Below are 13,330 nucleotides of genomic sequence, written 5' to 3'. Positions count from 1 at the left end.
TTTACTTCCCCGGAAAATCAATAATAGAGGTTCTTTCGTCAGCATTTTCGTAGTCGATACCATGTTCGTCTAAAAGCTTTTTCAGCTTTGTATTTTCGATGCTAAGCTGCTTGCTCTTTAGATCAGACTGCTTAAGTTGTTTTTTCTTCAGATCAAGCTGGGATTTTATAGACAAACGTACACTTTCAATCTGGTTCTCTAGCGTGCAGTTTTCTTCTTCCAAGTGTTTGTTAGTCACTCGAAGTTCAATTAACTCGTATGCCAGCCCTTGGTGATTAGCTTTAGATATTTTCAGCTCTTCCTCTAGCTCTTGTAGGGCGTTCTTTTCTTTAGTGTTGGCTTGCAGCTTGGCCTTAAACTTCAGCCTTTCCCAAAGGTTAAGTTTATTTTTATCGCCATAAATTTTTAATTTTAAGCTCGTGGGTATAGCATCTAAAGACTTTGCAGACGTTGTATATGGCGGAATATCATATTGCTTAACAACTTCCTTACTATTTTGTTTACCGTTCCAATTTCTAAGTCCTGTAGGGCTGGTAGGAAAGAATTCAAGGACATATTTTCCTTTGTCATCAACTTGTTTATTACCTTGAACCAATACAAAAGGGATGCCTTCGTTTGCCCACTTTTCAAGTATTTCTACTTTTCGTTCAATACGCTCAAAGGCTTCTTTTTGTTGAGGATCTTGGTTTTGATTTGTCTTAGCCATTAGGTTGCCCCCCTTTGAAAATACTCTTACTTCTTTCCATTGCGCGTTCATGGCTTTCTATCAAAATAGATAAGTTATCGCTTTGCTCCTTTGCTCGCATACGTTCAATAGGAAGCATTGAAAAATCAGTTAGGACAGCCTTTAGCGCAATTAAGTCTTCTTTCATTATGTTTAGTTGAGTTCGTTTTACTTCTTGGTATGCACAGCCCTTACAAACAGATGGCTCACAAGGAGACTTATGCTTTTTAGCTTCATTCTCTTTTTTATGGCAAGTTGCGTGTGGTTTAGGTTTGTGTTTGTGGCCTCTAGCATCAAGAACTTGAGCAATTTCATTACTTTTTTCTTCGTCAGGTAATTCGCTAAAGTCTTTCCCATATTTATCTTTTGTATAGTTATTGAACCTGACACTCTTTTGTAAAACCCGGTAAACCTTTTTCAAATAAGATGTATATTTGCCAGCCATCTCTTCGGTGCCCATGAGCAAAGTCAGAATGTCTTTTGCCGTTGTTTCAACGCCTACTTCAGCAATGATTTTATCTAGAGCGTTATTTTCTTCTTTTATCGCAATAGTAGATTCTGCTTTCTCATTTCGAGTCAGTTTAGTTTTATGATGAAGTTGCTCATGTGTTTCTCTTGCTGCTGGCTCTGTCACATACACCGTTGTTTGTTCGGGATCGATATGACCTAGTTGATGACACAAGGCCAGTAAGTCTGCATTTTTATATTGATAGTGATAAATTATTGCGTAGATGCGTCTGAAAGGGTGGGTATCAGAGTGTATTTCAGATTCACCCAAAGTCATTTTTAGGAATGCATTGCCAGTGACCTTTGAGTCTTTGCCCTTGTTAAAGTGATATTTATAGTGTTTGAAGTTTCCATGATCATCAATTCGAAAACTTGGTACATTAAACAAGCCGTCAACATCAACAGCTCCCCATGCTTGTTTCAGTTTAATTAAGCACTTGATTGCTTTAGTGCTGCCATTATTGGTTGTGTACCAGCGGCGTTCACCATTTTTCTCGTTATAAAAGCACGCTTGATACCAATTAAATTTTTTATCTTTGCAGCGGAAGAATTCTTCCGTAATACCAATCAGTGGGTGCTGGATTTCTGCTTGTCTTCTTGCGTTATAAGTTTGCAATATGACATAACAAGAGGTCATCAATAACGTTATTATCTCGGTTACAGAGGACGCATCAGAATCAGTGTCTGAAGTTGTTAAACTTGATTTGTGAATTTCTATGCCGATTAGTTTCTCTAGCTCCTTAACCTTACTAGAACTTGCTAAAAATTCAGGAAATCTACCCTCAGTGAGTGTTCTTGGGCGCACCCCTTCGTTAATACACTTATTTTTTAATTTAGTAATTTCACTTACCAATGAAATTATTTTAGATGAATATTCATATACCCACAGATGAGAGCCGCCCAATAAATTTATGACATGTTGCAGATCCAAGTTCCTTGTTCTACCCGCAACTTTACCAAGCATCTTAGAAAGCTGATTAGGGTTAGTAAAAGGAATAAATTGCAATCTATCCTCGTTGTCTAACTTTGCAAATCTGTTCCAAGTACCAAACCAATTATTTAATGATTTAACGGCTGGTTGCGAAGGGGCAGGAGTTCCTTTGGATGCTAAACGAATATCGAATTTAACACCCTTTGATTTTAGGTGTTCGGTTACTTTTTGGTAAACACTAGTTGGAACTTGATTTTCAAGACTGACTGCCCCGATACATTGGGCAATTTTAGGCACTCTTATACTCGTTACTTTAGAGTTTTCGGTATTACCGTCTTTGATTAAAAATGGCTCTAATTCGTCATTCTCGATTAACAAATCGACAAATGAGTTAACTCGTTCATGCAAGGCTAGTGTAGTTGGGATACCGCCTTCTTTGAGCGTTACCTTCATCTTATCAATTTGCTTTTGATTTACTCCATTTAAAACAAGATGACCATGTAAGCACATATATTCAATGAATTGCGCTGCAACGTTGAGTTGTGACATTACCCCTGTTTTTACAAATGTTGGTGTATGCTTGGCCCTGTTTGCATAAATATCGACGATTTCAATGAGCGCCTTGGCGTAGTCAGGATAAACCAATATAGGCACTGGGTGCTGCCATCCCGCAGCACCGGGAACCCATATATCTCGTAGATCTACAGATCCTTTTTGCAGCAGCGTTTCATTAGCTTTTGCTCCAGTGATCTTCGCATGATAATGTAAAACAGTACCGTCAATAGCGAGTTTTTCATCTGTAACTTGTAACAGTTTTGCATTTTCTAAAAGTAGATCATCATGCTCTTCCAGTATATCTTCTGGCTTTATATCTTTTAAGAATTGGTACTTAAGATTACTGTTCATTTTCTAATCTCCCTTTAGCATCTTTGAACATTAGAGGATTGGATAACTCTACATATTTCACTAATCCAAACGTAAATCGCATGTCCGGTGCAATATACTCCTCAAAATATTCTCTACCATGCTTTGCCAATAACACCTCTCCACGTGCAATGTAATAAGCTTGATGTCGCAGTGTTTGTACAAATTCATCAACACCCAGTTCAACGCGATTGAACTCACATCCTTCTCCTGTATGGCACTTTCGACCTTTACAGAGGCTATCTTGCTTAGACTTGTCAACAGAAGCAAAGATATCTGTACAAGATGAGCCGTCTGCTAAAACGAACCAATTTGGCAGATCCTCTTTATGCTTCGCTGGTGCTACGATTAAATCTTCGTCAATATTGCTGCGATCTAGGCCGTACTTCTCTATTGATGCTTCTTTGTGTCTAAACTGAACCGTTGTCTCAAATTTTCGCTGGAAGTCTGCATTATTGGCTTCATATTCAATCACTGCTATAGGGTGAGTTAGATAACCAGAAGTTACCTTACTGGTTGCATGATTCCGTTCTCGTTGTGAGTTAACTAAGCTACCGTCGATACCTTTCCGAAGATTTATCTGATGCTTAGCTAGCAACTCCATGCGAAAAAATGGAAGGGTGTAGTGTTCACGTAATCTGTCTAAAATATCTGCTGACAGGAAATTTAATTTTGTCGAACCCGGAGTATCCCAAATACTTTCTGGTTTAAAGCCCATTCGTACCATGTTGGCATGATGTTGAGTAAGAAAACTAACCACCTCACGAATTTCTTTTTCATGCGATTCAATCGTAACAGGCGAAGTCTCTTTACCTACTTTTCCTTTGAATCCTGCAAGAACAAAAGCACCTTCTGATAATTGCTCTGGAAAATTTGCACGAGTCAATGTTGCTATTACATCTTTATTCCAAGTTGTTCTGATCACTAATCTTATAAAGCACACAAGCAGAATATTTTTAGGCAAAAATAAACCTGACCAGAAAAATTCTTTCATACCAGTAGCAGTATTTCGAAACCAATGCTGCACATATGGTGGAATTAACTCTGACTTTTGTAGGCAGTAAGTGGTTTTCATTACCCCTATTGATAGTTGATGCCTTAGGTAGGCTCCCATTACCAATTCACTAGTAAATTCCTTTTTAATCGCGCTTACTCGTGATTTTAGGGCTTTCCTACCGTCTTCAATTTGGTTGTCTTTAACTAGCGTTGTAACTGTTTCTGGAATATCTTTGATATAGAAGCCGTTTACGTCTTTTTCCGTGTATTTGTCAAAAGTGGCTATAAGTTGCTTGTAGTATTCAACCTCTTTCTTACATGCATTCAGTATCTGGTTTATTGGCTTTTCAAAATGCTCCTGTACATTTTTACGAAGCTCAGATAGTGACTGATGCTGGTTAAGGATAGGGCTAGGTAAGACGTCTCCATTTTCATCGACAGGTTCTATTAATTTTTGCGAATCCAGCTCTTCCGATGCACTGAACCGAGATTTAAATCCACAGTTTTTTATTTCGATTAGATTGTTAATTTTTCCTGCATGTTTACTTAGGAATGTTCTTATAGCTTGGCTTTTAGCTGCCTTTAGTTTTATATCCTGTTTCTCAATGATATCTTCAAGCTGAGCAAAACCTAATCTGAAATCTCTTTGCTCTAATTCAGATATTGGGCTAGTAAGGATATGCCTTACTTGAGCCACCTCAAATGATGTATCAACGATATAGCCTAAAGTTCGCTCTATGTCAGATAAAGACGTGGAAGGCATCGGCGTGGTTGTTGTGTAAGTTTGTAGGTTGTTTAACGCCGTTACTAGCACGCTGTTCAGTTTTAATAAGGGCTTTAATTTAGTCAGGTTAAATTTAACGGTAACATTACTCTTTTTGCCGTTAGTTTTGGAATAACCTTGAAAAGCCATTGTTTTAATTTTTTCTCTTGGGTTAATAGTCGAATCAATCTCAAAATCTTTTAGTAACCTTCCATTTTGAGTAGGGGTTTCGCATAAGATCAGGAAATCGCGAATGAGTTTTAGTTTTTCGTGCTTTTCGTCAGGGAAGTGATTGGTGATCAATAACTCTAGCTCTATTAAACCCTTGGAAACATTATAAGTAATCAAGTCTTCGGGCTTTTTAGCAATAAGTAATCGAGCGTGATTATAGCCTTCTTTTTGAATCAGCATTAGGACTTCTACTAGCTCTTTTATCATATCGCTATCATTAGGGATAACAGTTGAGTCAGTCTCAAGCTTGTTTAGGCTGCATTCACCAACACTTCCAGATGGTAAAATAGATCCGAGTATGAAAGTGTCAATTCTGTGATCTACGCCCGAACAATTTACGGTATATTGTGGCTTAAATTTTAATTGGCCTGAGCTGTTGAAGTTGGTTTTGAAGAGGTCTTTTGCTTTTTTTAGCTCAGGAGCAGTTAGTCCATGATCAAATAGTTTCTGTCTAAATAGTGTACTTAGCTGATTCAACTTTCTGTTTGGCAATGCCTTATGTAAATTTTTCTCAAAATCGATTAGCGCTTCGTTAATGTTATCTGGCGTTAATTGGCTTAATGGAGAGTTAAGTAATGTTTTTATTTGAGAATTTTTAGGCCACTGGTCAATTTCACGTAACAATTTCTTAAAGCTAACAATTACAGAATACTCAAAAGGAGTTTCTTTTGAAGTGCTTTCTAAGTTGATTAAAAGATTGTGTAAAACCGAATCCATTACAAATAGATTTGGAAAGGTATCGGGATCAATAATGGTAAACTTGATTTTGTTTTTCAAACCAATGGTAAAAAGGTCAATGTTAGGGTTTTTCTTAAAGTCTACATTTGTTGATAATAGTGTTTGATAAGCCAATTCTGTCGCATTAAAACCATTTTCTATGGGGTCACTGAATGACTTAAAAAAACTTCTGACTAATGTGCTGTAGTTCTTGGCCCTGCTTAAAGGAAAGTGATTAATTATCACTAGCTCAATTGACTTGTAACCTTTGATTAGATCTTTGATGGTTATAGTCACTGGGTTACTTACTAATAAATGGACCAAGGCTTGATGTTCTGCTTCATTTTCATCTATCAGTTGTAGTAATTTTGATATCGCCAATCGTAAATTGTAATGTGCTAGAGATGATGTGTTTTCATTTTCATCATCCCATTTTGAGTTGATTAAACAATGTTGTAAAAAGCTGCCTTTTGGGGCTAAGCTTTCGAAAATTGGGTTGTCGATGTTAAGAATGCACTTATTTTTATAATTTTTCATGGTCTGACTTAAGTATACCTTTATTTTTCACATCGAGCTGGAAATATTGCTTGATAAATAATGTTATCACTCGGTCGGTCGGTGTGTCTATTTTAAGTATAGAATACCTCAAAACATTACTAGCGCTTGCCTGTGCTTTGGAAATGGTGGTTGAAAAAGGTATTTACGATAAGGTAATTGTCACCCGAAATACTCCTGAAATTGCTGAGTCGATCGGTTTTTTACCAGGTACCGAAGAGGAAAAAATGGCACCATGGTTAGCTGCGATCACCGATACCTTAGAGGTATTACACAAAGGTGACGAAAACCCTATTTCAAGCCGTAACTATATTATGGAAAAGGCAAACATACAGTTTAAATCAGTTAACTTTATGCGTGGTCGCAGCATTCAAAATGCCGTGGTCATTTTAGATGAAAGCCAAAACCTTACCGCCTCACAGCTGAAAACTATTATTACCCGTTGTGGTGAAGGTACTAAGTTAATTTGCTCTGGTAACCTTGCGCAAATAGATAGTAACTACTTAACTCCAGTTACTTCTGGTTTAACTTATATTGTGGAGCGCTTCAAAGATTTTGAAGGCAGCGCCACGGTTAACTTAAATGGTGTGGTGAGAAGCCGTTTAGCATCGTTTGCGGAAGAAAATTTATAACTTGCGCAGTCCCACTTGGCTCGCTAACCTTGTTGACAAATTTAGCGCCAAGCATCGGATTGTAGATTGAATTTTCTACCTTTAAAACATTACTATCGTTCACTGGCTGTGGCACTTATTGTGCCGCTGCTGGTGGCTTTTCTATTATGTTTACACTTATATAATATTAAATTAGATCGCGCCGTAGCTAAACGCGAAGCTGATTTTGCTAATGTAGCTGCGCAAGTTGCGTTTTTAATGAATGCGACAGACGACTTGGTTAGCACTTTATTTGCCCAATATGAACAACCCATTTCTTATCGATTTGATCAACAATGGCTTGAAGATATTAATCAGCAAGACAGTTACTACTACCGGGAAATTCCCAATGAAGGTGGTGAAATTGTCGGCCAGGGTAAATTTTCTTCCTCCCCTAATGCAATTGCACAATGGCAACAAGTCATTGCGATGGGACCTGCCTTTAATACGACATTATCGTTAGTTCAATCTTTGGCTGCGGTCGCTTACGTTAACGAACAGGGTTTTGCTTATATCAAGCGTCGCCATGACTGCGATAGCTTAATGTTAACCCAATTACTTGATGGTCAACTTCGTCCTGTATTTTCAGGTGATTCACTAAGTTCTAGTGCCGTTATCAAAATTGCTGGTAAAAACTACTTATCAATAGGGCGTGCGCGTGAGCAGGGCAGTGAAGATTATATTATTTTGATTTATGACTTATCGGCAGTATCGCAATGGCTAAAAAAAATATCGCCGCGCAGTGGCGAATATATATTTTTAAATAGTGCACAGCACGTCATTATCAGCTCACTTTATGATATTGAAGAAGACACACCATTAGCGGAGTATTGGCCTTCAGCTAAAGCGCCATTAGCAGAATTAGATAATCAGGGTAATCTCACTCTTTTACAAGCGCAAAAGCAGCTACCAATTTATGCGGGTTATTTTGCATCGCATGATGAATTAGCCTCACCGATTGTAACTGATGTATTAATTGAACTTACTTTTTTGAGTATGTTTTTAGTGATTATGTTCAGTACCTTGTTATGGTTAAGCCAGCGTATTTTTGTGAAACCCATGACATATTTAATGGCGTATCTTGAACAAAATGAGGTGCACTATAAAGATTATTCAAATTACCATATACCAGCAAACTGGCAGCCGTGGTTTAGCCGAATCAAGTGGGTGCTTAACAAAAATCAGCAGTTGGTAAACTCATTGCAGCAGGCAAATAGTGAACTTGATGACCAAGTAAAAATAAAGACCCGTGAACTCGCGCGCAGTTATGAGGCTAAAGAACGCCATTTAGCATTATTGAATACTATGCTCAATAGTGTGCCAGATCTTATTTATTTTAAAAACATTGATGGCTCATTCTTAGGATGCAATCGTGCTTATGAACAATACATAGGTCTTGAGCAAGAGCAGTTAGTTGGCTTACAGTTATGTGATATTAGTGATGATAATGGTCAGATCAGCGAATTAGAGCAACAAGTTTTAACAACCAAAACTAAAGCTGAGCAACGTCTTGAAACCCAGCAGCAAACATTTCAATTAACCATCGCGCCATTTTATAACGATCAAAATCAGTTACTAGGTTCAATGGGGATTGGCCGGGATATAACTGCTCAACAACAAGCTCTTTTGGCATTAAAAGCGTCAGAGTCTAAGTTTCGCAGCGCCATAGAGTATGCTGCTAATGGAGTGATTTTACTTTCACTTGAACAGACGGTATTACAACTTAATCGAACTGCGCGAAAGATTTTTAAGATTGATAAAACTGAGCAGGATTTATTATTAGTGGATTTATTTCCACAGCAACAGTGGCAAGAAATAGCAACGCTTTTAGCTTTATTGCTGAGTGAGAAAAAGAAAGTTTACCACCTTACTTTAGGACAAGAAGAGCTAAATTGCTGGTGGCAGCTGAGCGTCTCTTTAGTATGGGATGAGCAACAAGCACCTTACTATTATGTTATTCATATTCAAGATGTCAGTGCATTGACTCAGGCCAAACAAGATGCCGAGCGGGCAACCGAGGCCAAAAGTCGGTTTATTGCTAACTTAAGCCATGAAATACGCACGCCACTGCATGCTGTGACAGGCCTTATTGATATGGTAACTCAGCAAGGCTTAACAGCGCAGCAGCAACAGCATGCAGTTCAAGCAAAAAATGCTGCGCAAAGTTTATTAACCATGCTTAATCGAATGCTTGATTTTGCGCGAATCGAAAATAACCAAGTGCAATTAGACTTAGTTGATTTTGCTGTAGTTGCACTTGTTGACAGCTGCGAGAGTGTATTAATAGGGCTCTGCCAGCAAAAAGATTTGGCTTTTAATATCGATATTGATCCGCTAATTGCTCCGCAGTTAGTCGGCGATTACATTCGCTTACAGCAAGTGCTCGGTAATTTACTCACCAATGCCGTGAAATTTACTGAACATGGCAGTATCACTTTGAAAATAACAGCCGTTGAATTGACGCCAACAAAACAAACCCTGTGTTTTAAAGTGATTGACACCGGGATCGGTATTGATAAAGCTGATCAGAGTCGATTATTTGACGCATTTACGCAAGGCGACGAATCACTCACTCGCACCCATCAAGGTGTTGGTCTAGGGCTCGCTATAGTCAAACACGAATTGGCATTAATGGGAGCTGAAATTAAAGTTGTCAGTAATAAAGGCCAAGGTAGTCAGTTTTTCTTTACTATAACCTTTAATGTTGCCGCTCAAATCGACCCTATCGACTGGCACAATACTTTACTGATTCATTCTGAGCGGGGAATTAATTTACCTGCCGCATTAGCGCCATTAAAACCGCTAGAATTTTCTGAGTTAGCTGAATTAACAGACCACGCTGTATTAGCAGATTATCAGCGGATCATCATTAATGACGTTGATCTACCGAGAGTAATAACGCGAGACAATATAAAAACAGCATTGATGAGTAATAACACGCAGCTTTATGTTGTTAAAAATGATCCAAATACTCCGCTGCCAACTCTTAAAGGTATGCAAATGTGCAGTGTGAAAAATTCTGCATTAGTGCAACGAATACAGCAAGTTGAGCCGGTATCTAAACGCCCTGATGTAAATCTGACAGCGGCAGAGAGTAAACTCAACGTTGCGGGCTTACTAGTGTTAGTTATTGATGATAATCAGCTTAATTTAGATATTATTAGTAATATCTTAAGCAAAGCACATATTAATGTAATGACGGCAAATTCGGCGATGGCAGGGATAGATTTGGTTGCACAAGTCATGCCTGATCTGATCTTAATGGATATTCAAATGCCAGAAGTCGATGGGTTGCAAGCAACCGCTTTATTGCGACAACGTTATGATCAACAGCAATTACCTATTTTTGCGCTAACTGCGCATTGTGAAGCAGCTGACGAGCAACGCTCACTTGCAGTGGGTATGAATAAACATTTAACAAAACCAGTAGTTGCAGCGACGTTATTAGCGGCGATAAATGAGCTGAGAATTACCGGCGCTGTTTTTTATAATCATTCTTTTGCATTAGAACAATTCTCGGGCCATAATGATTTACTACAGGTAATGTTGGGTAAACTTGCTAAGTTGTGTGTAAGCCATCTGCAGCAATTAAAAGTGCCGATGCAAACAAAAGCGTTGGAACGATTAGTGCATAGTATTAAAGGTGTGTCAGGAAACCTTGGCTTTAATCGCCTAAGTGCTACCGCTCAGCAATTAGAAAGTAGACTACGTAAGACACCAGACGTAGGGCAAATATCCCTGAGTCAGTTAGAGTTCGAATTAGTACAAGTAAATAGATACATTCAAATACAAGGCTCAGTAAATGTTGAAGAAAGCCAAAATACTGATCGTTGATGACGACCCATTAAATCGATTAGTGTTGGAAAAAACATTAGCGAATGATCACGAAATATTTTTAGTTGAAAGTGGTGAAAAAGCCCTTACATTTGTTAAATCAACGGCGGTTGACTTAATTATCCTCGATATAGTAATGCCCGGCATTAATGGCTATGAGGTGTTAATTCAGTTAAAAGAAAATTCAACTACGCACGCTATTCCAGTCATCTTTATTTCAGCTAATACAAGCCATGATGATGAAGCAAAAGGGTTTGAATTAGGCGCAATGGACTATATTGCTAAGCCATTTAGTCCCGCAATAGTACGTGCACGAGTGCGTAATCAATTATTGATCAAGCAAAAAAATGATTTGTTAGAAATGCTCGCCTCAATTGATGGGCTGACAGAAATACCTAATCGGCGTTATTTAGATGAAAGCTTATCGCGAGAATGGCGTCGCAGCCGTCGAGCTGGTACACCGTTATCGGTGCTATTAATAGATATAGACCACTTTAAGCGTTATAACGATTGTTATGGCCACCGTGCCGGGGATGACTGCCTTAAACGTGTGGCACATGCATTAGTTGCAGCGTGTGAGCGAGGTACTGACTTTGTTGCGCGCTACGGCGGTGAAGAATTTGCTGCAGTATTACCCGACACCAACCAGTACGAGGCATTGGAATTTGCTAATAAACTCAGAGATGCTGTTAATGCGCTTGCTATCCCGCATAAAGCATCACTCAATGCCGCTCACATTACGATAAGTATTGGGGTTGCTACAACTGAGTTTGGTCAAGTTTATGCTGAGCATATATTACTTGAAGAAGCCGATTTAGGTTTATATCAAGCTAAAGATAGTGGCCGCGATAAAATTATCGCTCGAGTTATTGACGCAAGTTAGTAAAGTCAGTTATTACAGCAAATAAAGAGTGAATATGCTCCACTCTTTACTGCTTTAGTTTTGTGTCTAAATGGCGCTAAGTGAATTATAAATACTATCACCCACACCAATCAGTTTCTCGTTTTTAAAGACCAGTGGAGTACATTCATCTTTTGTCATTTTTCCGTCAGAGTGAATACTATGGGTGGCATAAAATAGTACTTGGTATACATCACCGTCTTTTTTTAATAATTCTGTAAAGTCGGGAGTTTTTAATTTATTTAATACATTTTGATAGCTGGTATCTAAAGTGAGCCCCGAGATGCTTTCACGATTAAATTGATGATGTTCTTCCCAGCTTGAACTATTACCAGCCCAATGCGTTTCTGCTTCACCATCGGATACTGCAATTACACAACCAGTAAGAAGAGGGGCTGTAAGCGCGGCAATTAAAAGTACTTTTTTCATTATTTTATCCTGATACTAAATATTGATTTTAATTTGTCTATTAGTTAGCAAAGAACTGGCCAATATTTTATATTATTTAAAATCAATAGATTAGGTTTTTTTATAAGGCGGTAAATTACATTTAACCACCTTGTATAGCGTAACTAACTAAAAGTTAGTTGATTAGACCAGTCTATTTAAGCTTTGACCTTGGCTAAATGCGCTAATATTTAAGCTGACTTGCTTTACTAAGCGAATGATTGACTCTTCACTGGCCCATGCAATATGTGGAGTCAGTATTAAATTATCACCACGATAAGCGGCCAATGGATTATCCTTCGCAGCTGGTTCTTTACTTAATACGTCAAATCCCGCTCCTGCAATTTGGTTATTGCTCAGTGCGTTGGCTAAATCAGCTTCATTAACGATACCACCGCGCGCGGTGTTAATTAAAATGGCATTGGGTTTCATCATAGCAAGTTCAGCAGCACCAATCAGATCACGACTTTCATCGGTTAAAGGGCAGTGTACACTAATAATATCAGCTGTTTTTATTGCTTGGTAAAATTCTGTTCGGCCCTCTCTAGTTACTTGGTTTTTACGCTCACTGATAACTACATTGGCACCAAAAGCACGTGCAACATCCGCAACAGCTTTACCAAGCGAACCATAACCGATAATTGCCAGAGTTTTACCTCCTATATCATTAAAACGGTAATCAAGGCGGCAGAACATCTCGCTTTGTTGCCATAACCCTTGTTGGCAATCAGCAATGTAGCGGTGAGTATTACCCAGTAAATTTGTGATCAGTGCAAAGGTATGTTGTACAACCGAAGGTGTTGAATACCCGGCCACATTGGTAACGGCAATGCCAAACTCTTTAGCGGCGACTAAATCAACATTGTTAGTGCCAGTTGCGGCTACACATATGAGCTTTAATTCAGGGAGTTTTGCCAGTGTTTCGCGATTAAGTACCACTTTATTGGTGATCAATACATCAGCCCCTGCACTATGCGCTAATACTTGTGCTGGACTGGTTAGTGAATAACTAGTGAAGTTGCCAAGTGTTTGAAAAGGCTCAAGTGATGTGCCTGCTAATGTGGCAGTATCGAGAAGGGTAATATTCATGCGCTTTCCTTATTAAATAAAATAATTTTAATGCTTGACCTTGGTGTGTACTCTAAGGTTT

Annotated in this window: 7 protein-coding genes and 1 pseudogene; 3 read left to right on the top strand and 5 right to left on the bottom strand. The window is 38.6% G+C overall.

Going from position 1 to position 13,330, the window contains the following annotated elements; genetic code table 11:
- Position 1: 1 nt before the first annotated feature.
- Genes H5200_RS06570 through H5200_RS06560 form a run of 3 tightly spaced genes read right to left on the bottom strand, consistent with a single transcriptional unit; the run spans position 2 to position 6,330 of the window.
- Positions 2-706, bottom strand: a complete 705-nt coding sequence (locus H5200_RS06570) for a hypothetical protein (RefSeq protein ID WP_182761195.1) — start codon at positions 704-706, stop codon at positions 2-4.
- Entirely contained in the window at positions 699-3,068 is a 2,370-nt protein-coding gene (locus H5200_RS06565) for a hypothetical protein (RefSeq protein WP_182761194.1), read from the bottom strand. Before H5200_RS06565 ends, H5200_RS06570 begins: the two co-directional genes overlap by 8 nt.
- Positions 3,058-6,330: a hypothetical protein gene (locus H5200_RS06560; RefSeq protein WP_182761193.1), complete on the bottom strand. Its 3,273-nt coding sequence runs from the start codon at positions 6,328-6,330 to the stop codon at positions 3,058-3,060. The genes H5200_RS06565 and H5200_RS06560 overlap by 11 nt, the downstream gene beginning before the upstream one ends.
- 110 nt (positions 6,331-6,440) lie before the next feature.
- On the opposite strand from H5200_RS06560, the pseudogene H5200_RS06555 reads away from it, so the two are divergent.
- The 3 genes and pseudogenes from H5200_RS06555 to H5200_RS06545 all read left to right on the top strand — a co-directional run.
- Positions 6,441-6,980, top strand: a pseudogene (locus H5200_RS06555) (PhoH family protein); the annotation flags it as partial.
- A 66-nt stretch (positions 6,981-7,046) separates the two neighbouring features.
- Positions 7,047-10,832 carry a PAS domain-containing hybrid sensor histidine kinase/response regulator gene (locus H5200_RS06550; RefSeq protein ID WP_182761192.1) on the top strand — a complete coding sequence of 1,262 codons (3,786 nt, stop codon included), beginning with the start codon at positions 7,047-7,049 and terminating at the stop codon, positions 10,830-10,832.
- Positions 10,801-11,715, top strand: a complete 915-nt coding sequence (locus H5200_RS06545) for a diguanylate cyclase (protein WP_182718474.1) — start codon at positions 10,801-10,803, stop codon at positions 11,713-11,715. Before H5200_RS06550 ends, H5200_RS06545 begins: the two co-directional genes overlap by 32 nt.
- 66 nt (positions 11,716-11,781) lie before the next feature.
- Here the strand turns inward: H5200_RS06545 and H5200_RS06540 are convergent, their stop codons facing one another.
- Together H5200_RS06540 and H5200_RS06535 are read right to left on the bottom strand one after the other, a co-directional pair.
- Positions 11,782-12,162: a DUF3192 domain-containing protein gene (locus tag H5200_RS06540; RefSeq protein WP_149981291.1), complete on the bottom strand. Its 381-nt coding sequence runs from the start codon at positions 12,160-12,162 to the stop codon at positions 11,782-11,784.
- Between the two features lie 162 nt (positions 12,163-12,324).
- The gene (locus H5200_RS06535; RefSeq protein ID WP_182718473.1) at positions 12,325-13,269 is read right to left on the bottom strand and encodes a D-2-hydroxyacid dehydrogenase; all 945 of its coding nucleotides are present in this window, start codon (positions 13,267-13,269) and stop codon (positions 12,325-12,327) included.
- Positions 13,270-13,330 lie beyond the last annotated feature (61 nt).

It is taken from the genome of Pseudoalteromonas sp. SG43-7 (genome assembly GCF_014164295.1).
Classification (GTDB): domain Bacteria; phylum Pseudomonadota; class Gammaproteobacteria; order Enterobacterales; family Alteromonadaceae; genus Pseudoalteromonas; species Pseudoalteromonas rhizosphaerae.
The sequence above is the reverse complement of the archived record's forward strand: the minus strand, read 5'-3'. Positions and strand labels throughout refer to the sequence as shown.

What these genes read in the sequence shown, in the direction of transcription:
- H5200_RS06570 (WP_182761195.1), bottom strand. Translation starts at nt 706, where the DNA reads ATGGCTAAGACAAATCAAAACCAAGATCCTCAACAAAAAGAAGCCTTT.
- H5200_RS06560 (WP_182761193.1), bottom strand. Translation starts at nt 6,330, where the DNA reads ATGAAAAATTATAAAAATAAGTGCATTCTTAACATCGACAACCCAATT.
- H5200_RS06565 (WP_182761194.1), bottom strand. Translation starts at nt 3,068, where the DNA reads ATGAACAGTAATCTTAAGTACCAATTCTTAAAAGATATAAAGCCAGAA.
- H5200_RS06535 (WP_182718473.1), bottom strand. Translation starts at nt 13,269, where the DNA reads ATGAATATTACCCTTCTCGATACTGCCACATTAGCAGGCACATCACTT.
- H5200_RS06545 (WP_182718474.1), top strand. Translation starts at nt 10,801, where the DNA reads ATGTTGAAGAAAGCCAAAATACTGATCGTTGATGACGACCCATTAAAT.
- H5200_RS06540 (WP_149981291.1), bottom strand. Translation starts at nt 12,162, where the DNA reads ATGAAAAAAGTACTTTTAATTGCCGCGCTTACAGCCCCTCTTCTTACT.